The sequence below is a fragment of the Ruegeria sp. CDSC002 genome (genome assembly GCF_059610905.1).
In genome coordinates, this window is sequence record NZ_JBXWOM010000012.1 from 39,389 (window position 1) to 61,590 (window position 22,202).

The 22,202-nt window shown below is 57.5% G+C and carries 26 protein-coding genes; 10 read left to right on the forward strand and 16 right to left on the reverse strand.

The annotated features are described in order from the left end of the window. Positions 1 to 47 precede the first annotated feature (47 nt). Positions 48 to 680: a leucyl/phenylalanyl-tRNA--protein transferase gene (aat, locus tag AC2FJE_RS19370; protein WP_058277012.1), complete on the forward strand. Its 633-nt coding sequence runs from the start codon at positions 48 to 50 to the stop codon at positions 678 to 680. On the opposite strand, the gene AC2FJE_RS19375 is transcribed toward aat, so the two are convergent. The 6 genes from AC2FJE_RS19375 to AC2FJE_RS19400 form a co-directional block, all read right to left on the reverse strand. Then, the gene (locus AC2FJE_RS19375) at positions 635 to 1,003 is read right to left on the reverse strand and encodes a DUF2155 domain-containing protein (protein ID WP_282169164.1); all 369 of its coding nucleotides are present in this window, start codon (positions 1,001 to 1,003) and stop codon (positions 635 to 637) included. The two genes, aat and AC2FJE_RS19375, sit on opposite strands and share 46 nt — an antisense overlap. Further along, a complete protein-coding gene (gene mlaD, locus AC2FJE_RS19380; RefSeq protein WP_058272198.1) occupies positions 1,000 to 1,452 on the reverse strand; it encodes an outer membrane lipid asymmetry maintenance protein MlaD in 453 nt (150 codons plus the stop codon). Before mlaD ends, AC2FJE_RS19375 begins: the two co-directional genes overlap by 4 nt. A gap of 13 nt (positions 1,453 to 1,465) precedes the next feature. After that, complete coding sequence (locus tag AC2FJE_RS19385; protein WP_058272199.1) at positions 1,466 to 1,849, reverse strand: NADH:ubiquinone oxidoreductase subunit NDUFA12; 384 nt, start codon at positions 1,847 to 1,849, stop codon at positions 1,466 to 1,468. A gap of 79 nt (positions 1,850 to 1,928) precedes the next feature. Next, complete coding sequence (locus tag AC2FJE_RS19390; RefSeq protein WP_496757864.1) at positions 1,929 to 2,303, reverse strand: RidA family protein; 375 nt, start codon at positions 2,301 to 2,303, stop codon at positions 1,929 to 1,931. Between the two features lie 63 nt (positions 2,304 to 2,366). Beyond that, entirely contained in the window at positions 2,367 to 3,632 is a 1,266-nt protein-coding gene (gene clpX, locus AC2FJE_RS19395) for an ATP-dependent Clp protease ATP-binding subunit ClpX (protein ID WP_058272201.1), read from the reverse strand. 134 nt (positions 3,633 to 3,766) lie between these two features. Next, on the reverse strand, positions 3,767 to 4,399 hold the full coding sequence (locus AC2FJE_RS19400) for an ATP-dependent Clp protease proteolytic subunit (RefSeq protein WP_108861785.1): 633 nt from the start codon (positions 4,397 to 4,399) through the stop codon (positions 3,767 to 3,769). 344 nt (positions 4,400 to 4,743) lie between these two features. On the opposite strand from AC2FJE_RS19400, the gene AC2FJE_RS19405 reads away from it, so the two are divergent. Further along, positions 4,744 to 5,085 (forward strand): ArsR/SmtB family transcription factor, encoded by a 342-nt coding sequence (locus AC2FJE_RS19405; RefSeq protein ID WP_109313386.1) that lies wholly within the window; start codon positions 4,744 to 4,746, stop codon positions 5,083 to 5,085. A 214-nt stretch (positions 5,086 to 5,299) separates the two neighbouring features. Next, positions 5,300 to 5,437: an entericidin A/B family lipoprotein gene (locus tag AC2FJE_RS19410; protein ID WP_186437378.1), complete on the forward strand. Its 138-nt coding sequence runs from the start codon at positions 5,300 to 5,302 to the stop codon at positions 5,435 to 5,437. Positions 5,438 to 6,526: 1,089 nt separating this feature from the next. Here AC2FJE_RS19410 and AC2FJE_RS19415 read toward each other — a convergent pair. The 3 genes from AC2FJE_RS19415 to AC2FJE_RS19425 form a co-directional block, all read right to left on the reverse strand. Next, entirely contained in the window at positions 6,527 to 6,979 is a 453-nt protein-coding gene (locus tag AC2FJE_RS19415) for a hypothetical protein (RefSeq protein ID WP_261307800.1), read from the reverse strand. Between the two features lie 110 nt (positions 6,980 to 7,089). Beyond that, positions 7,090 to 7,410, reverse strand: coding sequence for a hypothetical protein (locus AC2FJE_RS19420; RefSeq protein WP_058277004.1), 321 nt, complete (start codon positions 7,408 to 7,410; stop codon positions 7,090 to 7,092). A 113-nt stretch (positions 7,411 to 7,523) separates the two neighbouring features. Further along, positions 7,524 to 7,745, reverse strand: coding sequence for a hypothetical protein (locus AC2FJE_RS19425; protein ID WP_282169160.1), 222 nt, complete (start codon positions 7,743 to 7,745; stop codon positions 7,524 to 7,526). A 304-nt stretch (positions 7,746 to 8,049) separates the two neighbouring features. Here AC2FJE_RS19425 and AC2FJE_RS19430 point away from each other — a divergent pair, with 304 nt between their 5' ends. Next, positions 8,050 to 8,763, forward strand: coding sequence for a class I SAM-dependent methyltransferase (locus AC2FJE_RS19430; RefSeq protein WP_282169159.1), 714 nt, complete (start codon positions 8,050 to 8,052; stop codon positions 8,761 to 8,763). A 64-nt stretch (positions 8,764 to 8,827) separates the two neighbouring features. Here AC2FJE_RS19430 and lepA read toward each other — a convergent pair whose 3' ends face one another. Beyond that, entirely contained in the window at positions 8,828 to 10,627 is a 1,800-nt protein-coding gene (lepA, locus tag AC2FJE_RS19435) for a translation elongation factor 4 (RefSeq protein ID WP_496699775.1), read from the reverse strand. 163 nt (positions 10,628 to 10,790) lie between these two features. On the opposite strand from lepA, the gene AC2FJE_RS19440 reads away from it, so the two are divergent. From AC2FJE_RS19440 to AC2FJE_RS19450, 3 genes are all read left to right on the forward strand, one after another. After that, positions 10,791 to 11,891, forward strand: a complete 1,101-nt coding sequence (locus AC2FJE_RS19440) for a Hint domain-containing protein (RefSeq protein ID WP_496761353.1) — start codon at positions 10,791 to 10,793, stop codon at positions 11,889 to 11,891. 2 nt (positions 11,892 to 11,893) lie between these two features. Continuing rightward, positions 11,894 to 12,202 carry a hypothetical protein gene (locus tag AC2FJE_RS19445; protein ID WP_496761354.1) on the forward strand — a complete coding sequence of 103 codons (309 nt, stop codon included), beginning with the start codon at positions 11,894 to 11,896 and terminating at the stop codon, positions 12,200 to 12,202. A 63-nt stretch (positions 12,203 to 12,265) separates the two neighbouring features. Beyond that, on the forward strand, positions 12,266 to 13,207 hold the full coding sequence (locus tag AC2FJE_RS19450; protein WP_496699777.1) for a LysR family transcriptional regulator: 942 nt from the start codon (positions 12,266 to 12,268) through the stop codon (positions 13,205 to 13,207). Here the strand turns inward: AC2FJE_RS19450 and AC2FJE_RS19455 are convergent. Next, entirely contained in the window at positions 13,204 to 13,647 is a 444-nt protein-coding gene (locus AC2FJE_RS19455) for a low molecular weight protein-tyrosine-phosphatase (RefSeq protein ID WP_496699778.1), read from the reverse strand. The two genes, AC2FJE_RS19450 and AC2FJE_RS19455, sit on opposite strands and share 4 nt — an antisense overlap. 28 nt (positions 13,648 to 13,675) lie before the next feature. Here AC2FJE_RS19455 and AC2FJE_RS19460 point away from each other — a divergent pair, with 28 nt between their 5' ends. Then, complete coding sequence (locus AC2FJE_RS19460) at positions 13,676 to 14,371, forward strand: NAD-dependent deacylase (protein ID WP_282169155.1); 696 nt, start codon at positions 13,676 to 13,678, stop codon at positions 14,369 to 14,371. Between the two features lie 68 nt (positions 14,372 to 14,439). Beyond that, positions 14,440 to 15,048: an HdeD family acid-resistance protein gene (locus AC2FJE_RS19465; RefSeq protein WP_058272214.1), complete on the forward strand. Its 609-nt coding sequence runs from the start codon at positions 14,440 to 14,442 to the stop codon at positions 15,046 to 15,048. A gap of 87 nt (positions 15,049 to 15,135) precedes the next feature. On the opposite strand, the gene AC2FJE_RS19470 is transcribed toward AC2FJE_RS19465, so the two are convergent. The 5 genes from AC2FJE_RS19470 to meaB form a co-directional block, all read right to left on the reverse strand. Continuing rightward, positions 15,136 to 15,609 carry a copper chaperone PCu(A)C gene (locus AC2FJE_RS19470; RefSeq protein WP_472724685.1) on the reverse strand — a complete coding sequence of 158 codons (474 nt, stop codon included), beginning with the start codon at positions 15,607 to 15,609 and terminating at the stop codon, positions 15,136 to 15,138. A 45-nt stretch (positions 15,610 to 15,654) separates the two neighbouring features. Further along, positions 15,655 to 16,050 carry a hypothetical protein gene (locus AC2FJE_RS19475; protein ID WP_282169153.1) on the reverse strand — a complete coding sequence of 132 codons (396 nt, stop codon included), beginning with the start codon at positions 16,048 to 16,050 and terminating at the stop codon, positions 15,655 to 15,657. 363 nt (positions 16,051 to 16,413) lie between these two features. Continuing rightward, entirely contained in the window at positions 16,414 to 16,701 is a 288-nt protein-coding gene (rpmB, locus tag AC2FJE_RS19480) for a 50S ribosomal protein L28 (RefSeq protein WP_058272217.1), read from the reverse strand. 497 nt (positions 16,702 to 17,198) lie between these two features. Beyond that, positions 17,199 to 18,407: a Hint domain-containing protein gene (locus tag AC2FJE_RS19485; protein ID WP_496757850.1), complete on the reverse strand. Its 1,209-nt coding sequence runs from the start codon at positions 18,405 to 18,407 to the stop codon at positions 17,199 to 17,201. Positions 18,408 to 18,553: 146 nt separating this feature from the next. Beyond that, on the reverse strand, positions 18,554 to 19,531 hold the full coding sequence (gene meaB / locus AC2FJE_RS19490) for a methylmalonyl Co-A mutase-associated GTPase MeaB (protein WP_496757895.1): 978 nt from the start codon (positions 19,529 to 19,531) through the stop codon (positions 18,554 to 18,556). A 225-nt stretch (positions 19,532 to 19,756) separates the two neighbouring features. On the opposite strand from meaB, the gene hrpB reads away from it, so the two are divergent. Then, the gene (hrpB, locus tag AC2FJE_RS19495) at positions 19,757 to 22,192 is read left to right on the forward strand and encodes an ATP-dependent helicase HrpB (RefSeq protein ID WP_496757848.1); all 2,436 of its coding nucleotides are present in this window, start codon (positions 19,757 to 19,759) and stop codon (positions 22,190 to 22,192) included. Positions 22,193 to 22,202 lie beyond the last annotated feature (10 nt).

Below are 22,202 nucleotides of genomic sequence, written 5' to 3' on the forward strand. Positions count from 1 at the left end.
ACCAAGGGACCAGAGGGCACTTGCGCTCTGGTCCCCGGGTATCGCGCATGAGCCTGACCCCTGAACTTTTGCTACACGGCTATTCCATTGGAATTTTCCCGATGGCCGAACACCGCGATGACCCGGAACTGTTTTGGGTCGATCCCAAGTTTCGTGGCGTTTTTCCGTTAGATGGCTTTCATATCTCGCGCAGCCTCGCACGCCGCATTCGAAAGTCCGGCTTTTCCATCAGCATCAACCGCGATTTTGCCGGAGTGGTCGATGGCTGCGCTGATCGGGCAGACACCTGGATCAATGCAGAATTGCGCCACCTTTATCAGCAACTCCACCTCGCGGGCCGGGCCCATTCGCTGGAGGTCTGGGATGAGGACGCACTGGTCGGCGGCGTTTATGGCGTTACGCTGGGTGCGGCGTTTTTCGGCGAAAGCATGTTTTCCCGCCGAAAGGATGCCTCGAAAATAGCGCTGGCCTATCTCGTGGATCGCTTGCGCCAAACCGGGTTTCGCTTGTTTGACACCCAGTTTCTGACCGCTCATCTGGCGTCTCTGGGAGCGATCGAGATTCCGCGCACGCAATATCGGAACACGCTTGAAGAGGCGATCAATGCCAGTGCAGATTTCGTGGCAGCAGTGCCTCAGTCGCCCGATGCAGTGATACAGCGCATCACCCAGACGTCATAACGCGCATGGTCCAGCGCGTTCAATGCGGGCGACGTCGCAATCATCCAACCGTCAAACAGTTGATCTGTCCTGCCTTTTTCCCAGATCGTCAGATAGGCAAACGCATCACCGGTTGGGTTGTCCGCTGGATAGCGACAATCGCCCAAGGCCACATCCAACCCAAAAACCGGCAGTGTCTGACCATTCCGCATTTCAACATCGACGGTCTGACCGCTGACCTTGTCCAGACCACGCAGCATTGCGCCAGGACCGGATTGGGCTTTTTGCTGGGCCGTGGGCCCCGTCGCGACCAGCAACGCTGCAATCAGGGCAAATCGCTTCATTCGCTTCCGTCCCCGGCGACAAACTTGACCAGCAGGGAAATCAGACTGACGGCACCTTGCGTATCTTCGACTTGATCGCCCGCTTCAAAGTAGAAAGGCGAACCACCCGGCATAACCTCGACAAAGTTGCCGCCCAGCAGCCCTTCGGATGAGATGACAATCGCACTGTCGTCCGGCACCAGAATTCCGTCAGAGATCGAGAAGGTGGTATCGGCGCGATAGGTTTCGGGATTCAGGTCTACACCGGTTACGGTGCCGATCTTGACACCAGCAAGGCGTACGTCGGTGCCGACGCCTACCCCTTCCAAGGAACGGAAAGAGGCGCCCAGTTCATAGCCGCCACTGCTTTGCGACAGGCCGGTGGATTGGCTGGCGTAAACGCCAAATGCGACGGCACAGGCTAAGACGACCCCACCGACCAGAACTTCGGTTGCATTATAACTCGACATTGCTCGCCTCGTGTTATTCCGGGCTCCAGGCCTCGTAGTCCTTACGCTCGACCGGGTCCGGGCGGCGCAAAGAACCTGCTGGTGCATAAGCCAAAGCAGAGCCTGTCAGATTTTCCTGATGCGGTTTTTCCCAGGATTTGTGTTTCAGCGGTTTGTCCGTCGGCGGCTCATCCCAGGTGCGGTGCAGCCAGCCATGCCAATCCGGATCAACCCGGCTCGCCTCAGCCTCACCATTGAAAATCACCCAACGTCTGCTGTCGTCAGCATTGTGGTAAAACACGTTGCCTTCGTCGTCTTCACCGACCTTGATACCTTTACGCGATGTGTAAATCTGCGTGTTCAATGTGGATCCGTTCCACCAGGTCACGGCCCGCAAAAGACTGTTTAGGATTCCCATCAGCTGCCTCCGGCATTTCTGTACCCGCAGATATGGACCAAAGCCTCACTAAGGTCCAGTGTCACAAGGATCGCAGACCCTATTTCGGCAGAACCGCGGTCACTTCAATCTCGATACGGTCTTTTGGGGTTATGAGATTGCATTCGACAACCGTCGCTGCAGGCGGGTTGTCACCAAATGCTTCTACCAACAACGGCCAGCAAAGTTCAAACTCATTCATGTCCGGCAAATAGTAATTGACCCGAACCACGTCCGCAAAACCGGCTCCAGCCTCGGCCAGCGCTTTTCCAATCGCCTCCAAGGACGACTTGCACTGCCCTACAATGTCCTCCGGCACGTTGTCACCTTGGGCGCAAGTCCCGGCGACAAAGACGAAACCATTTGCAACCACAGCACGACAATAGCCAACTTTGGCCTCGAATTCTCCGCCAGATGAAATGCGCCTGATTTTCATGCTTCCCTCCAAATGAAAACGGCGCGGTCAATGCCACGCCGTCTTGGTAATTTTTGTTGTGCCTTATCCTGCCGAAGCTGATTCCGCGGCATCCGCGTAGATGATCAGGGGCTGCTTGTCAGACGACACCGCCTCTTCGTTCACCACCACTTCGGTTACGTTCTTCATGCCCGGAAGTTCGAACATGGTGTCCAGAAGGATATCTTCGAGGATCGAGCGCAACCCGCGTGCACCGGTCTTGCGTTCAATGGCCTTCTTGGCGATCGACTTGAGCGCATCATCGGTAAAGGCCAGCTCGGCATCTTCCAGTTCGAACAGGCGCTGGTACTGCTTGACCAGAGCGTTCTTGGGCTTGGTCAGGATGGTCACCAGTGCGTCTTCGTCCAGATCTTCCAGCGTTGCCAAAACCGGCAGACGACCAACGAATTCCGGGATCAGGCCGAACCGCAGCAGATCCTCGGGCTCGAGATCCTTGAAAATCTCACCTACGCCGCGTTCATCATTGTCTCGCACGTCCGCGCCAAAGCCCATGGCCGAGCCTTTGCCGCGTTGCGCGATGATCTTATCCAGACCTGCAAAAGCACCACCGCAGATGAACAAAATGTTCGTGGTGTCCACTTGCAGGAATTCCTGCTGCGGATGCTTGCGTCCGCCCTGCGGCGGCACACTTGCCACCGTGCCTTCCATCAGCTTCAGCAGCGCCTGCTGCACCCCCTCACCCGATACATCGCGCGTGATGGACGGGTTTTCGGATTTGCGCGTGATCTTGTCGACCTCGTCGATATAGACGATGCCGCGTTGCGCGCGTTCGACATTGTATTCGCTGGACTGGAGCAGCTTAAGGATGATGTTTTCAACATCCTCACCCACATACCCGGCTTCGGTCAGTGTAGTTGCGTCTGCCATGGTGAACGGCACGTCCAGAATACGCGCCAGCGTCTGCGCCAGCAGTGTCTTACCGCAGCCGGTTGGGCCGATCAGCAGAATGTTGGACTTGGCCAGCTCAATATCGCTGCCGGCCTTTTGGGCGTGGTTCAGACGCTTGTAGTGGTTGTGCACAGCAACCGACAGAACCCGCTTGGCGGTGGCCTGACCGATAACGTAATCGTCCAGCACCTCACAAATGTCTTTGGGCGTCGGAACGCCATCGCTGGACTTCAGGCCGCTGGCCTTCGTCTCTTCGCGGATGATGTCCATACACAGTTCGACGCATTCATCGCAGATGAAAACGGTCGGGCCGGCAATCAACTTGCGCACCTCATGCTGGCTCTTGCCGCAGAAGCTGCAGTAGAGCGTGTTTTTGCCGTCACCGCCTGAATTCGTCGCCATGTTCTACCTTTCGGGCTTCGTCCCTGCGGTCCGTGTCGGACCGCGCATGCCACATGTTGGTGCAGCTTAGGCCACCACCGGGGCGGCTACAATCTCAAAAATGGCCCCCACGCCTGGGACGTGGGGAGATATTCTTAGGCCTCGTCACCGTCCATTTTGGCGCGATTTTCGACGATTTCGTCGATGTGACCCCAGTCTTTCGCCTCTTCCGGGCTCATGAAATTGTCACGGTCCAGCGCTTTTTCAACCGCCTTTTTGGTCTGACCTGTATGACGCACGTATATGTCATAAAGGCGATCCTTCAGCTTTTGCGTCTCGGCCGCGTGAATCATGATGTCGCTGGCCTGGCCCTGATAGCCACCGCTGGGCTGGTGCACCATGATCCGGCTGTTGGGCAGCGAGAAACGCATTCCCTTCTCGCCACCGGCCAGCAAAACCGACCCCATCGAGGCTGCCTGACCGATTACCAATGTCGAACATTTGGGCTTGATATACTGCATTGTATCGTAAATCGACAAACCGCTGGTAACCACGCCGCCAGGCGAATTGATGTAGATCGAGATTTCTTTGTTTGGATTTTCGGCCTCGAGGTGCAGCAATTGCGCGACGATCAGGTGGCTCATCCCGTCGTGGATCGGACCGTTGATGAAAATGATCCGCTCTTTCAGAAGGCGCGAGAAAATATCATACGCGCGTTCACCCCGGCTGGTCTGCTCGACGACCATGGGAACGAGCGTATTCATATAGGTGTCAACGGGATCGAACATGAGAACCTGCCTGTTTTGCTATGGATCGGGACATTACCCGAAGAAACGTTACCCGAGTCTTAGTGTCGCCACGGGGGGGCTGCAAGGGGGGCTCAACAGATCGCACTCCAACCGTCCAAAATAGGTGGATAGTATGATGTCGAACGTACCGAAGTCGCCGATGTCAATGCGCGGTTTGATGCTCTAAACAATAAGTTCCCCTTTTCCCATCACGGCATTTTGATCCATGCATATGGAAATTCATGCACAGAACGTGTAGCAATGCGAACCGCTTTAGCGAACCACTCACAAAAGTGCCCACTCACAAAAGTGCCCCCACACCAGGGCCCAAAAGGAAAACAGCAATGGCATTGCCTCAGATTTCACAGAATATGACGTCTGACGATTTCGACCGGATGGCGGGAAATGCGACCCGCGCATCGAATTTCCTCAAGGCGATCAGTCACGAAGGCCGATTGATGATCTTGTGCCATCTAGTCTCTGGCGAAAAATCCGTGACCGAGCTTGAGGATCTACTGTCCGCACGACAGGCTGCTGTTTCGCAGCAGCTGTCCCGCCTTCGTCTGGAAGGCCTTGTGATTCCCCGACGCGAAGGCAAAGCAATTTACTACCGTCTTGCTGATGACAGACCGCGCCGTATGCTTGAAGTGGTGTACGAGCTGTTCTGCGCGGGCGATAAGGACTGATTTCGTTCATCTTTCCACCGCACCCGACGCGTAAGTCCAATCTTTTCGATCGGAACGATCCGTCGTCGGTGCGGCCACACCCCACCTTCACAATCCATGCGGTCAATTGGCTCGGCAGCTTCGTGTTTCTACGCCCGTTGCAAGCACGGTAAAATACTGGTTCCAGCAAATAAAAGCTGCTACGCCATGTATAGAAAATCAAATGGAGGTACTGATGATCCGAGCAATTCTAGTAGGGCTGGCAGTGTTTACCCTTGCAGCGTGCGAGACGACAAAGGGTGCAGGCAAAGATATCGAAAAAGCAGGCGATGCCATCCAAGAAGCCGCGACTGACGTTCAGCAAAATATCTGACGCAATTCAGGATGTTGTGAAGGCGCAACTTCCACATACAAGATATGGTTGAAGATTGCAGCCAACCAAGGTACACTCCTTGGCACAGGTGCATAGACGCGGCATTGCATATCTGACACTTCGGGGTTCTTGTGCATCCACAAGAACCCCGTTCCCGTTTTGCGGGGGGTGACAGAGTGGTAGCCTGGATAGACCTGAGAAAAGGAAAAGGCGTCAGGTGCGCAGACGCGGTCCATGCATGTACCCTCACGGATACTCCTGACGCCTTACCGGGTCGATGCGCCCGAGGGACGCCCCGATCCAGTTGCCCCGACCCTGTTACAGGCCACGGCCGCTGCACGGCACCCTAAGATGCTTAACAGCACGCATCGACCTTCTGAGAGTCTGATCATCTGACCCGGGTCTGACACCCAATTCAGCTGACCATCCACCGGTAAGCCTTTGCATAAAAAGCTAATCCTAAGACTTGCCTTTATTGCCTCGACCCCCTTTGGCCTTTGCGTCCGACCCTGGTTCCTAAGAACCGTTGCGGTAATAGAACTGTTACATCCGGGCCATGTTCCGACAAGGAAATAGCACTGCAGCATGAAAATTAGACGGGGATAAAGTGTTGATATCCGCTGGGAGAAAATTGTGGATAACTCCGGAAATTGAAACGCCGTGCGGTCTTGGCAATGGAAAACGCTGAATTCGACGAAATGACCCGATTTTCCCCGCTTTCTGCACCTGCAAAAGCCATTTTGCTGCCAATTGTGGATATTCACAGCCTCAGAGCATCGAATCAGACGTATCTTGTGTTGCCCAGCCAGAGATAACCAGAGAATCCGGGGCCGGACGGCCCTCAGACCACAAGCAAAGCCGCGCTGAAGGTTCGCGAGAGCCTAAACCACAGGTGCCAGGGAACGCCGCAATCCGGCACCGTGTGTTCAGGACCCTGTCACTTGCAGCCAAGATGCCGCCCGACCCGTCCCCCCTGAGGAGACGCTGTGTCCGTTTATGAGAAGCGTTCCGACCCGACCGAGATTACCTACTACGCGCTGCAACACGGTGCAGCCAGTACCCCCTACGGCCGGCCGGGCCGGATACGCTTCAGTTCACCTGACGTTCGAGTACAACGCTGTACGTTGTCCCGCGACGCAGGCTACGGAAATCCGCGTAAATCTTGCCGTCCTGATAGCGCGCATCCACCAGCGCATTCACACCCACCTGCGGATCGGCCGAGCTTTCGACGATGCCGATGGTGCCCGACCCATCCAGACTGATGGTGCCGGTGGCGTCAAACACGCGCCAATCTGTGCCAGCATCCGGTCGCCACATGCTGGGCCCCCAGAACAGGTTGTCCTGCTGCTGCTGAATATCCAGAAGCCACTCTCCCTGATGAAAGCGCGGTGCATCGCCGGTGGTCACCCGAGACGGCGAAACTTTGGTATAGGTGCCTGTCCAGGCACCGCGCAGATCAGGTGTGGTCTCGGCCATCGAGGCCGTTGCAAGGGTTAGGCTCGTGGCCAGAGCGGCTGCTCCGGCAGTCATATATCTGGTCATGGGCTCTCCTCCAAAGTTCAGGGCCGTTGCTGGCCTGTTGAACAGATTGGTGGGGAATGCGCCGGTTGCAACTTACCTAAGGGAAACTTCATAAACCGGTAATGTTTGCGTCAGGCCCAGGCCAGCGCGGTGCCGAGGATGACCAGACCAATACCTGCCGCCTCGCGATACGAGAAGTTCTCGCCGAACAGAAAGAATGAGGCGATGGCGATCAGAACAACCTCGGCCCCCAGAATGCCGGTATAGATGATGCCCAGCCGTTCCTCGCGCAGCGCGGCGAGTTCAAGCGTCGCCCCAGCCAGCAGGGTCGCAACGATCAGCAGGCCAAGACCCACGCCGGGGAGTTTCCACCAGAACTTCATCGCGATCATGGCCACGGAATAGAGACCCGCCGACCCGAGGGCGATGATGGGGATCATGGATGTGGACATCTGCGCCTCCTGCCGAGGGTTCCGTTGGGTTAAGAGTAGCAGGAGGGTACAGTTTGGGCTGTGAGGTGGGTCACAGGTGTTAGGTGGACGACCGGTAAATCACTGATACGATCCTATTTAAACGTTCGAATTAGATAAAATGCTATGTGAAACATGCTGTAGAATCCCCAGCCACCAACAATGAGAAACAGTACCCAACCGGGGTTAAATTCCTGCTGATCAAAGGCGCGGAAAGTGTGGTCCGCAATGCTTTGCAAAACAAAGTAGGAAAGAAACGTCAGGCCAATCGTCGCGACGGGCCAACGCTCCAAAATAGTTCGATAGTTCATTGTCATAGCGACAACCTAATGAGGTGATTTGTCAGCGGCTAGTCAAAGATATCCAAGTGATGATGGTCGCCACCGACCCGAGGGGAGGCCCAACGCGCCGCCCGGTTTTTCGAAGGCGAACCCTGAGGTTAACGCAGGAAGATCATCCCAAAGGCAGGCACTCGTGTTTTTACGTCACTGACGGAACTCACTTTAGGCCCACAAAACGAGAACACTTGTTTTTCGCTTCAAAGGTTTACTTTCCATCGCTTCAACAGTTTAACGAAAACTTCGCGTGTAATGTAACTAAAGGGTTTCGAGGAAAAGTACTGTGCCTTCCAACTTCCATCCTTCAGATTATGACGATCTCTTGTCCTCAGCACAGTGGAACGAAAACCTGCGCGATCTCAATCAATATGTCGCACATTCGCTTGAACAAGTGGGTGAACCACCTGCGCTGAATGGCAATCTGTTCTACGAAGACCGCGCGACGGGTTTTCAAACACAGCCATTTATTGAAAGATTCGAACCCAAACGAAGAAATTTCGTTGAGTTGGCTCGACGATCAACATGTCTGTTCGAAATTGGCGTGAATGCGGGCCACAGCATGTTGTTGGCGCTCATGGCCAACCCTGAACTCAAATGCGTCGGCGTGGATGTTTGCCAGAGATTGAACCGCCGGTGGGCCCGCGTGGACATTTACGTGCCGGCAGCATTCAACTGGCTAAGATACAAGTTTCCTGACCGGGTTGAGCTGATAAAAGGAAACTCTCTGATCGAAGCTCCGGCATACGCCCTGAGGCACCCTGATGCGAAAATCGATTTCCTGCACCTAGACGGGGCCAAGGACACGCACCTCAGAGAGGTTCTGGCTCTCCACGCTCTAATGCCGTCCGGTGCATTCATCGTGCATGACGATTCCAACCTCAGACCGGTTCGAATTGCAGACAGACAGTTGAGGCGCCTGAACTTTTCCAAGCCGATTGACTACAGCGAATTCGGCCTGACGGACTGCGAATTCCATTTGGTTCGAGCCGCCACCTGATCAGGTGGCATCAAGCTCGAACCCAAAAAGCAAGCCTGTCAGTGACTGTTCAAAACGGACAGCCTTAGCTGTCCATCTTCAACGCTGAAATAAACGCTTCCTGCGGGATATCGACCTTCCCGAACTGGCGCATCTTTTTCTTACCCGCCTTCTGCTTGTCCAGCAGTTTGCGTTTCCGCGTGGCGTCGCCTCCGTAGCACTTGGCTGTCACGTCCTTGCGTAGGGCAGAGAGGGTCTCGCGGGCGATGACCTTGCCTCCGATGGCGGCCTGGATCGGGATTTTGAACATGTGGCGCGGGATCAGGTCCTTGAGCTTTTCGCACATCGCCCGGCCCCGCATCTCGGCCCGGTCGCGGTGAACCATGGTCGACAGCGCATCTACCGGCTCGTCATTCACCAGCACCGACATCTTGACCAGCGCGTCCTCGGTATAGCCGGTCATCTGATAGTCAAACGAGGCATAGCCCTTGGTCACCGATTTCAGGCGGTCGTAGAAGTCAAAGACAACCTCGTTCAGCGGCAGGTCATAGACGACCATGGCGCGGCTACCCGCATAGGTCAGATCCATCTGGATACCGCGGCGGTCCTGGCAGAGTTTCAGCACGTCGCCGAGGAATTCGTCCGGAACCAAGATGGTCGCCTTGATGCGCGGCTCCTCGATATGGTCGACCTTGGACGGGTCGGGCATGTCGGCGGGGTTGTGCAGCTCGATCATCTCGCCGTCTTTCATGTAGACGTGATAGATCACCGAGGGCGCGGTGGTGATGAGCTCGATATCATATTCGCGTTCGATGCGGTCGCGGATGACCTCAAGGTGCAAAAGGCCAAGGAAGCCGCAGCGGAAGCCAAACCCAAGTGCGGCCGAGGTTTCCATTTCAAAGCTAAAGCTGGCGTCGTTCAGGGCCAGCTTGTCGATCGCATCGCGCAGGTCCTCGAATTCGGAACTGTCGACGGGGAACAGGCCACAAAACACCACCGGCTGCGCGGGTTTGAAGCCTGTCAAAGCCTCTTCGGTGCCGTTGCGGTCATTGGTGATGGTGTCACCGACGCGGGTATCGCGGACCTGTTTGATCGAGGCGGTCAGAAAGCCGATCTCACCGGGGCCGAGGCTGTCGACCATCTCCATCTCAGGCCGGAAAACGCCGACGCGGTCGACATGGTGCAGGGTGTTGTTCGACATGAACTTGACCCGCATTCCCTTTTTCAGCGTGCCGTCCATGATGCGGACCAGCACGATGACGCCGAGATAGGCGTCGTACCAACTGTCGACCAGCATCGCCTTGAGCGGCGCGTCGAGCGTGCCTTTAGGCGCAGGCAGATGGGTGACGATGGACTCCAGTGTCTCGTGGATGCCCTGTCCGGTTTTGGCCGAAACCTGAATCGCCTCGGACGCGTCGATGCCGATCACATCCTCGATCTGTTCGGCGACCCGGTCACAGTCAGACGCCGGCAGGTCGATCTTGTTGAGCACCGGCACGATCTCATGATCGGCGTCAATGGCCTGATACACATTCGCCAGCGTCTGCGCCTCGACACCCTGCGTCGAGTCCACAACCAGCAGCGATCCTTCGACCGCGCGCATCGACCGCGAGACCTCATAGGCAAAGTCCACGTGGCCCGGGGTGTCGATCAGGTTCAGCACATACTGCTCGCCGTTGTCAGCGGTATAGTCGATTCGGACTGTGTTGGCCTTGATGGTGATGCCACGCTCGCGCTCGATATCCATGCTGTCGAGCAGCTGTTCCTTCATGTCACGATCCTTGACTGTCCCGGTCTCTTGGATGAGCCGGTCAGCAAGGGTGGATTTGCCATGGTCGATATGCGCGACGATGGAGAAATTGCGGATATGAGCGAGGTCTGTCATGGGTTGGGATATGTCCGGAGATTGGGGCCTCGTCAAGCCGTGAAGCGTTGCAGAAAAGGCTGCTATGGTGTCTTTCTGCTCTGACGCATTTACCCAAAATCAGCCAGTGGGTAGGATAGTGGCGCTGAATGGCCGGCGCACCAACAAGAAAGCAGAGTAGTCTTTGGCCAATTATTCGATATTCGTGCTGGGTGAGAGCCAGCTTTCCATCTCTGTTTCGCAGGGGTTGGATGGTTTGGACCAGGGCACAGGTATACACCTTATCGGACAGACCATCACGATTGACACGCGAACCGCTACCGAGGTCTTCATCAGCGATGGCGGTAGCGACACGAATTTTGCCGACAATGACACCAATCAGCTCCTTGACGGTGATCAAACTATCGACGGCGTCAACTTCAACGACGGTACTCGGGTTGAGGCTGAATACGGCATTACGCTGACGGATGGTACAAACACGTGGCAGGCCATTGCGTTCAACGTGAACAACTCGTCCCCATCCTATGCGACGGTGGAGGGGATCGCCTTCATCGGTGGCCCGGGGGAGTTTCCGCCAGCAGGCGTTACGCTGACGGTTGTTGACACCCAGGAAGGTCCAAGCTTTGCGGTTGCGGACTACGTCACGCCGATCTGTTATGGCAGTGGCACATTGATAGAAACCCAAAATGGCTACGCCCGTGTCGAAACATTGCGTCCGGGCGACAAGGTTTGGACGCAGGACAATGGCTATCAATCGGTGAAATGGGTCGGATCGCAGGATGTCATAGCGGCAGGCCGTTTCAGATTGGTCGAGGTTCCGACCGGAATAATATTTAACTTCTCGCCGCTAAAGGTTTCGCAACAGCACAGGTTGGTAATCGCGCATCCAGTAGCGGAACTGTTGTTTGCAGCACCCGAGGTGTTTGTGCCAGCGATCAGTTTCGTAGATGCAGGCGTTGCGACCCTGTCCAACGAGAAAACTGCCTGTTATCACCACGTACTGCTGGACAACCATAATATTATCCGCGCCAATGGCGCCGCATCCGAGAGCCTTCTGTCAACGCCAACGACCCAATGTGATGACCCCGACAGTTTGTTCTTTCGTGACCTCGCGGGATGCGCGGCAGGCCCAATGGAAACCGCCCGACCGGCTTTGACCCGAACCGAGGCGGCGCTGTTGCTGCGAAATATCTTGGCCATTGATCACAAATTCAGTTTGATTCATACTCCGCCGCAGACCGAGAGGGGCATCAGACCCGTCCGGGCAGGCAAATACGAGGCATGAGCATGAAAAAGTTCCTCTTAATCGCATTCTGTGCCACGTCGATTGTGGCGGTGGCTCCGGTTGTGGACGCGGCGCAGATCAAACGGGCGTGTCTGGCTTCTGACCGCTCGGCGGCAACGCGGGATCGGTGCAGCTGCATTCAGCGAGTGGCCAATCAGGCGTTGACCCGCAGCGATCAGAAGACCGTTGCCAAGTGGTTCCGCGACCCGCATCAGGCGCAGGAACTCAAGATGTCGAAGACCCAGCGCGACGATGCGCTGTGGGATCGGTATCGGAACTTTGGTCAGATGGCGCAGGCGATCTGCAACTAGGCTGATCAATCCTTGACCTGACCCGAACTGCGCCCCAGAAAGGCGCAGCGAAAGGGATATCTGATGGTTATGAAAGGGCTGACCCTGCGCGGCCTCGAAGTGTTCGAGGCATTGGCGCGGACCGGATCGGTGGCGCAGGCCGCCGAGATCACGGGGCTCAGCCAGCCGTCAGTGTCACAACAGTTGCGCAATCTGGAAAAGGCTGTGGGCACCGATTTGGTGGATCACGCACGACGTCCGATGCGCCTGACCCAGGCTGGGCGCAGCTTTCTGGCCCGCGCGCAGGCGGTTCTGGCCGAACTGCAGATGGCCCAAAGCGAGCTGACTGTGATGGACCTGGGTCACCTTGCAACCCTGTCTGTCGGCCTGATTGACGATTTCGACAATGACCTGACCCCGCGGCTAGCCACTTTGTTGGCTGAAAGTTTGACGCGGTCAAAGTTCAAACTGATCACACTGCCCAGTCTTGACCTGTTCGAAGAACTTGAGGCGCAGCGCCTTCAGCTTGTGGTGTCAGCCCATAGCGGCGAGGTGCTGGAAGGCGTGGTCGAGTACCCGCTGGTGCGCGATCCCTTCATTCTGGTGACGCCCAAAGGGGTCGAAAACGCCATGCAGGATCTGCCCTTCCTACGCTATGCCCGCGAGCAGTTAATCAGCCGCCAGATTGAGGCCCATCTGGCGCGCCAGCAGCTGGAATTTGAAGAACGGTTCGAAATCGGTTCGCATTTGGCGTTGATGGCAATGGTCGCGCGCGGCCTCGGCTGGGCGATCACGACGCCGCTGGGCTACATGCGGGCGGCGCGATTCCATGACGGGCTTGAGGCACACCCTGCCCCGATCGGAGATGTGTCGCGGACGATTTCCTTGTTCACCCGCACCGACTGGTCAGGTCAGGTTCCGCAAGAAGTCGCAGGCATGATGCGCCGCCTAATGGGCAGCCAGATTGTTGACCCGGCCCTTGCGCAATTGCCATGGCTGAACAACCGCCTAAAGTTGATGAACTAGCCGCGCAGATGCGCGTCGAGACCTTCGACAGCTGCCTCGATTAGATCCAATGCTCCATCGAAGTCACGGGTATAGTATGGGTCCGGGACGTGGTCTGTGCCGATATGAGGCGCAAAATCCGTCAGCAGACGCACTGGGGTTTCGTTCCCGGCTGGCCTCAATGCCTCAATATCCGCGAGGTTTTCGGCATCCATCCCGATAATCAGATCGAACCTGTCGAAATCCGCGGGCACAAATTGGCGCGCCCGCAAATCATCCAGTTTTATGCCACGCGACAGAGCTGCCATTTGCATCGGTCCATAAGGTGGGTCGCCAATGTGCCAGCCAGAAGTCCCGGCACTATCGGTAGCGTGATGCGGCGCACGGGCGCGAAAGGCGCCCTCGGCGGCGGGAGAACGGCAGATATTGCCCAGACAGACGAACAAGATACGGTGGGTCATGAACCACGGTGTAACGCGAAGGGCCAAGATGGAAAAGATCGTCATTCTGACAGGGGCCGGGATTTCCGCCGAAAGCGGTTTGGGCACGTTCCGCGACGAGGGCGGTTTGTGGGCCCAACACCGGATCGAGGACGTTGCCACGCCCGAAGGGTTCGCGCGTGATCCCGCGCTGGTGCACGGGTTTTACAATGCCCGCCGCGTACAGGCCGCCGAGGCGCAACCTAACGCGGCCCACGATGCACTTGCCCGACTACAGCAGGACTGGCCCGGCGAGGTTGTGATCGTCACACAAAACGTCGACAGCCTGCACGAGGCCGGTGGCGCGCAAAACGTGATCCACATGCACGGCACGCTGGCCGGAGCGCTTTGCGCGGCCTGCGGCCACCGCTGGACGGCACCACCGGAGATGGCCGTGGGCGAGCCCTGCCCTGCCTGCGCAGCCCCCACCGCACGCCCGGATGTGGTGTGGTTTGGTGAGATGCCTTATCACATGGGCGCCATCTATGATCATCTGGCAGGCGCAAGCATCTTCGCCGCCATTGGCACTTCGGGTCAGGTCTATCCCGCCGCGGCTTTCGTGCACGAGGCCATGATGTCCGGGGCAAGAACTGTCGAACTGAACCTCGAGCCGTCGACCGGCGCATCCAGTTTCGACGAAGTCATACTGGGCCCCGCAACAGAAGCCGTTCCGCGCTGGGTTGATCAGATCCTGAGCTCGCAGTAGGGCGATACCCGCAGACAAGCGGCGAATTTCCTTGCTATACTAGTGCCCTAACAACCCGAGAGGTCCCCATGACAGACCCAAAAAACCAACAAGGTGAAATCCTTGACGATGATAGGCTCGATACGCGAGGTGCACTTGGTGATCAGCTAACGGACCTGTGGTGGACATTCTTGCTGCGCGGAATCCTGGCCGGTGCGCTCGGAATCGCAGCGCTATTCTGGCCGACGGGCAGTATCTCGTTGCTGATCCGTCTGGTGGGCTTGCTGTTGGTCCTCGATGGAGGCCTGACGCTGCTGGGGTTTGGCCGGCGTGGCCTGATCGGCGGTTTCGGCATTGGGGCGCTTTTGATCGGATTGATCCTGCTGATCTGGCCGGAAGGCGTCGCGCGCCTCGCGTTCTTCCTGCTGGGAGCCTGGGCTTTGATTGTCGGGATAGGCTCGCTGATGGCGTGGCGGCAATTGCCCGATGAACATCCTGATGCATCCACCATGCGCAACTCCGGCATTGTCGCGCTGTTGATCGGCCTCGTTCTGTTGTTCTGGCCGGGCAGCGGCATGGTGGCACTTGGCTGGGCGATTGCCTTCTCGGCGCTGGCTGTTGCTGCAGTGATGCTCTGGCTGGCCATGCGCTTCAAACGCGCCCATGACCGCGTGGCGATGCGGGTGGTCAACCGCTGAACCTTTTCCACAACGACAACAGGCCGGGAATATCCCGGCCTGACGCATAGATGACGGTCGCAGCGCGGCCCGAATTCAGGCGCAGCTCTAGTTCGAATGCGAACCGTGACCGCCGGTGTCCTTACGCTCCAAATCCACCGGAATTTCGATCTCGACTTCGCCTGCTGTCTCGAAGATCAGCGTAACGGGAACCATTGCATCCTGCTCAAACGGGGCTGTCAGGCCCATGAACATCACGTGGTCGCCACCGCGCTTCAGCATGTGCGTTTCACCCGCCGGGATGGCAATGCCCTCTTCGACATGGGTCATTTTGGCAACGCCATTTTCGTCGACAATATGGGTGTGCAGCTCGACCCGAGCTGCGGCGTCCGATTCCACGCCGATCAAACGGTCATCGGTCGCGCCGGTGTTCTGGATCATCATGAAGGCCGCGCCAGCTTTGGCCGTTTTACCCGACGACCGAGCATAAGCGTCATCGACGGTGATCGTGTCCTGCGCAAAAGCAGCGGTAGCAATAGTTGCGGCGGCAAGGGTGGTCAGTAGTCTGGATGTGAGTGACATAGCGCCTCTCCTGTAGTTTGGTGTTTGATAAGAATTGATAATGAATCAAACACTTGCAGGAGGTGCCCGGGCTGGCTGAGACGGTATAGGCAGAGCGATCAGATTCTCCGCGATACGCGATGGCATGGGTCGATCGATGTCCGGGGCCACTGGCAGGGACGGTTCCGCAATGCTCACCGCGCCCAACAGGTTCAACGCATAATCCGGACAGAAATGCGGGGCCTTTGTCGGCTGCCCTTCGGCATCCATATAGACCACAACCGGTCCCGAGCCGGTGCACAACACCATATGTCCGACCGCCCGGTCCACACCGCGCGATGCAGCAACGCCCTGCCCAGTCAAAACGACCAGCAGCGACAGCACAAACGGCAGAATTTTGTTCAGAACGGGTTTCATCCTGTCCCCGATATAGGCCAGAGACAAAACGGGCTTCAAGCGCAATCAGACACGCCTGAAGCCCAGGGCCGGGAGGACAATGTCAGCGGTCCAGTTCCGGACGCTTGACGGACCCTTTTGTCAGGCTTGTATGCAGCCGATTCACCCGACGCTGCATCCGCAGACATGCCCCAAACGTTTTGCCGAAAAATCCGGCCAGGAGGGAGAAAGAAGGTAATGATTTAAACGACATGAGGTTAAACTCCGCCAGATGAATATGCCTAAACATAATACAGGTAGAGCAAACGGTATGTGAACAATTTCACCCAATGCGGAAATTTATCTCCATTTTGAGAACAGCGCTCTGCGCAAAACAAAAAAGCCCTGCACCAAAAGGTACAGGGCCAGAATTCTTGTAGGAAAAAGGTCTTAGGCCGAAGCTTGCGCCTTGGCGATTTCCTTTTTCACTTTCAATGCGTTGTTGGACAGCTCATCGTCCTTGGCTTTCGCCAGGAACGCGTCCAGACCACCGCGGTGGTCCACCGAACGCAGGGCAGCCGCCGAGATGCGCAGCTTGACGCCACGGCCCAGCGTTTCCGACTGCAGCGTAACGTCGTTCAGGTTGGGCAGAAAACGACGACGAGTTCTGTTTTTGGCATGGCTGACATTGTTGCCAGTCATCGGGCCTTTTCCGGTCAGTTCGCAACGGCGCGACATGGTTTCTTCCTTTGTTTCTGGAGGCCAGGCATTACACCCTCGGCCAAATCACAAGGGGCACAACCCGAAGTCGCGCCCGAAAACTGGTTGGATGCATGTAGTGGGAATCACAGACGGGGTCAAGCCATATGCCAAGGATTCACAGCACCAAGTTTTCATTTAGTTCTCCCAGCCGTTTCAGGGCGTGATTTTCCAACTCAGGGCTACCTGTTTTTGCCGCTGCGGCCGCCAGACGCGCCCAGTAATGGGGGCTTTTCAGTCGTGCTGCACGATGCAAATGCGCATACCCCACCTGTATGAAAGTTGCCGCTGACCGGGGTTCCGAAAACTGTCCCGGATCAGACACCCGGTGGCGAAAGGTGACATACAAGCGAGACTGACCTGGATTGAAAAAGCGTGGCACGCAGTCGATTTCCATCAAAAATCCGACATTGCTGCATTCTTCAACTGCGCTTTTTTGACCAGAATCGCCTGTCTGATCGGGTTATTTCATTCAGTCACGTATTCAGAGCGGGTTCTACATAACTGCTTTTTTGGGATTTAAACATCCAAGGGGCGTTTCCCTGTACGTCATAGCTCTGCAGCAGTGGCTTTTCATTTTTCAGGTGCCGAGCCACGAGGCGCGCTTGTTGGGGGCTTTTCGGGATGTAACGGGCCGGGTTGGGATTGTGGTTCATATCCGCCAATTCCGGAAAGATATCGAATATTTCACGTCGGGCTTCCAGGCTGAGGGTCTTGAGTGCTTCAGGCCCGGTAAACAGGCTTTCGCTTGGGGCGTTTTCGGCAAAGATAACCTCGTGCCGGTCAAAAAGCAGGTGGTAATATTCGACACTGTTCACCGTATCATCGACGAATATCCCTGGCAGCGCGGTCAGTTTTATCGCTGGGATCAGAACTTCGGCCTCACCAAACATCCGTTCTGCAATTTTCGACTGCACCAGCATTCTGTGCTGCCGTGACACCAACAGATCCCGTTTGGGCAAACCGTTGCCCAGCGCGCCTGCCAATATGCGGACGGGGCGACGTTTCGGATCGCCTGCCAATGCCACCGAGTCAAATTTGCGGCGCCCGATCCAGCGGATCGGCTGCATCCCGTTGCCCTGCGTTGGGAGCATATCCCCCTGCCGAAGATCCTGAATAAGGACCGGACCACGTTGCGCCTGAATTACTGTATCGCGGGTAAAGCACAAAAACCCTGTGCCGGATTCAAACCCGCTATAGTTTACCACGATCCCTGAGGGCAATTCGAAGCTGCCGCTGGACAACGAATAGGATTGCCCGGCAACAACGGTGAAAGTTCCGAAATTTGCGTCGGTTACAACTGTGCCCACCGGAAGGTTCAGCGCGTCCTGCCCGCCGCCGCCCTGAACATCCCCGGCGACCTGGGTTCGGATAAAGTTCAGGGTGTCATTGCCCTGCCCCAAACGGATATTTCCTACACCGACGTCAAAAACCGTGACGGTATCCGCATCGCGACCAGCATTGATCTGCCCATCGATCTGGGCGTTGAACACGGTGATTTCATCGTTTCCGGCGTTGCCGCGTACACTCCCGGAAATAGCACTGCTTACAATCGTAATCTCATCGTCACCGCCACGGGCGCGAATATTATCAATGGGCGTGCCTTGGGGCGTGCCGTTCAGCGTACCTTCGTCGCCGGTGACTTCGATATCGTCGTCACCATTTGTCCCACGTATATTGGGCATGTACGGCTATCTCCGACGCGTTCATTTGTTGACTTGCGCAACAACGAGACTATCGCCTTCCCCTCGAAATAGCACAATCAGAAATTGTATCCCTTCCCCTAATACATAATTTTGGCATACCCTCCACCTCTGGCGCTAACAGGCGTCTAGTGTGTTGCCAGGGTACTAAGCATTCGTTCCGCAGCCGCCGTCGGGCTGAGATTGCCGGCACCAACATCGGAACCAAGGCGATCCATTTCTGCGCGCGCGGCCGGCGTATCCAACCGAGATAGCAGCGCGTATCGCACCTCCTGATCGAACCAGAACCGCGCCTGTGCCGCGCGGTTGCCATCCCAGTGGCCGTTTTCACGCCGCCAGCCTGACAGGGTGGTCATTTCGTCCCAGGCTTGGTCAAGCCCATGTTCCTCGACCGCGGAAACGGTCATCGCTTTGGGAAAACCTTCTGGGTCCTGCGGGCGCTTTCGCAGCAGGCGCAAAGCCCCCGCGTAATCGGCACAGGTGCGGGTGGCCGTGGCTTTCAAATCTCCATCCGCCTTGTTCACAAGGATCATATCGGCCATTTCCATGATGCCGCGTTTGACCCCCTGCAATTCATCCCCGCCCGCAGGAGCGAGCAGCAGAAGAAACAGATCGGACATTTCAGAGACGACGGTCTCGGACTGCCCGACCCCTACAGTTTCAATCAGCACCACGTCGAATCCCGCCGCCTCGCACAGGGCAATCGCCTCACGTGTACGGCGAGCCACGCCGCCCAAATGGGATTGGCTGGGGGATGGGCGGATAAAGGCGTTCTTCTCGCGGCTCAACCGCTCCATCCGGGTTTTGTCACCCAGAATAGATCCACCTGAACGGGTCGAGCTGGGGTCGACGGCCAGGACCGCAACGCGCAAGCCCTGCTCGATCAGCATCATGCCAAAGCTCTCGATAAAGGTGGATTTGCCCACCCCTGGAGTACCGGACAAGCCAACGCGCAGGGATTGCCGCCCGGCTTTGGCCAAATGCGCCAGCAACTCAGACGCCTGCGCCCGATGATCGGTGCGGCCACTTTCGACCAGAGTGATTGCCCGCGCCAGCGCACGCCGGTCTCCGTCCAAAATCTTATCACCTAGGCTGTCCATATCCATTCCGACCCCGATCTTTTGCGGCACGACTACTTGCCGCCCCGACGGGTGATTTGTCCAGACCGGACCGCGAAGGAAACCTGCCCGATACCTGCATTTCGCATCTATGTGTTGCTGTTGATCCTCTTTGACCGGACCGCCGCTGGTTCTATGCTGCAGCGACGCGATCATCGTCATTGAGAAACAGCGGAACTGGACGTTGCGCCTTGGTTGGCGGATAAAGCGCCAATGACAACACGCCTGCCCATCGATGACGCCATCCCCGAATTGCTTGACGCCCTGAAGGCCAATGGCCGGGCCGTTTTGCAAGCCCCTCCGGGCGCAGGCAAGACAACGCGGGTGCCTCTTGCGATGCTCGAAGCCGGGTTGTGCGACGGCAAGATCATAATGCTCGAACCCCGTAGGCTTGCCGCGCGTGCCGCGGCAGAGCGGATGGCTGAAACACTGGGACAACGTGCAGGCGAAACCGTCGGTTACCGCGTGCGGGGCGATGCGAAAACCTCAAAAACAACCCGCATCGAAGTGGTGACCGAAGGCATTCTGACCCGAATGCTGCAATCTGAACCGGATCTGCCCGGCGTCGGCGCGGTGATTTTTGACGAGTTTCACGAACGATCTTTGAACGCTGATCTCGGGCTTGCCCTGTGCCTTGAGGTTACGGGCGCACTACGCGACGACCTGATCCTGCTGGCGATGTCCGCCACACTCGACGCCGAACCCGTCGGCCAACTGATGAACGCGCCGGTGGTGACGTCCGAAGGGCGCAGTTACCCGGTTGAAACCCGTTGGCTGGACCGGCTATTGGGTGCGCAGGCAAGACGGTTGGATGCTCTGGTTGATCTGGTCGTCAAGGCCGAGCGTGAAACCGAGGGCGGCATGCTCGTGTTTCTGCCCGGCGAGGGCGAAATCCGCAGAGCCGAAGCCGCATTATCCAAACGATTGCCCGGCGATTGCGCAATTAAACCTCTGTTCGGCGCAATGCCCTTTGCCGCCCAACGTGCGGCGATTGCCCCGGCAGAAACTGGGCGAAAGGTGGTTCTTGCGACCTCAATCGCCGAGACCTCGCTGACCATTTCCGACATCCGCGTGGTTGTGGATATGGGTCAGGCGCGCCGCGCGCGGTTCGATCCGGGCTCTGGCATGTCGCGGCTGGTCACGGAACGGGTGACGCGGGCCGAAGCAACCCAACGCGCAGGTCGTGCAGGGCGCGTGGCCGAGGGCGTGTGTTACCGGCTGTGGTCCAAAGGGGAAGAAGGTGCGCTGGCTGCCTACCCCCCTGCCGAAATCGAAGCCGCCGACCTTACGAGCCTTGCGCTGGAACTGGCGCTTTGGGGGGCCGAACCGGATGACCTGGCCTTTTTGACACCACCACCCGAAGGAACGATGGCCGAGGCCCGCACATTACTGAACATGCTGGGTGCGTTGGATGCAAAAGGGCGGATCACCGACCACGGACGGGCCTTGGCTGCGCTGCCCCTGCATCCTCGGCTGGGGCATATGCTGGTGACTGCCGGGGCGAGTGCCGCTTCGTTGGCTGCACTGATGGCAGAACGCGATCCACTGAAAGGTGCCCCGGTAGATCTGCTGCTGCGACTCGAGGCATTGCGCGATACCCGCGCCTTTCAACGCAACCGGGTGTGGCAGATCAACATGGGCGCTTTGGAACGGATCAAAGCCGAGAGCAAGCGGCTAAAAACACGAAGCAGCAAGACAGACCTAAGCCCAGCCGCGATGGCCGCCTTGGCTTATCCCGATCGAATTGGGCAACGCCGTAAAGGCGATGTGCCGCGTTACGTTCTGTCCGGCGGCAAGGGCGTCGTACTGGACAGCGGTGACACATTGGCGGCCGCGCCGTATCTTGTTGTGACAGATACGGACGGAAACCCGCGCGAGGCCAAGGTGCGCATGGCCGCACAAATCTCAGAGCGTGAAATCCGGGACCTGTTCGCGGATCAGATCGAATGGGTCGACAGCTGCGCGTGGTCGAAACGTGAACGCCGGGTCATTGCGCGCACGCAGGAACGCCTTGGCGCGATCACTCTGGATGACCGTATCTGGAAGGACGCGCCGGACGAGGCCATCGCCCGCGCCATGCTGGACGGAGTGCGTGATCTGGGATTGCGGCTGGACGGGGCCGCGGCACGATTGGCGGCACGGGTGGAACTAGTACGCGCCGAAGGGATCGACCTGCCGGACTTTTCATTGGGCGGGCTGATGGCCGCTCTGGACGACTGGCTGCTACCCATGCTGTCAGGTCAGCGCAGTGCAGACGACTGGAAAAAGTTCGACCTGCTGCCCGCCCTGCGTGCCCGGCTGGACTGGTCCCAGACGCAGGAGCTGGACCGTCGCGCGCCGGGATCGTTTGAAACACCACTGGGTCGAAAGGTGCCGATTGATTACGGCGGGGCGGTGCCCGAGATTTCGGTCCGCTTGCAGGAACTGTTCGGTGTCACCCGGCATCCGCTTATCGGGGGCGAGGCGCTCAAGATCACTCTGCTGTCCCCTGCGCGGCGACCAATCCAGATCACGCGCGATCTGCCGGGATTTTGGGCTGGATCTTACGCCGATGTGCGCAAGGACATGCGCGCGCAATATCCCAAACACCCCTGGCCCGAGGATCCGACGCAGGCCGATCCAACCTTGCGGGCCAAGCGGCGGACCTGACGTTCGTTTG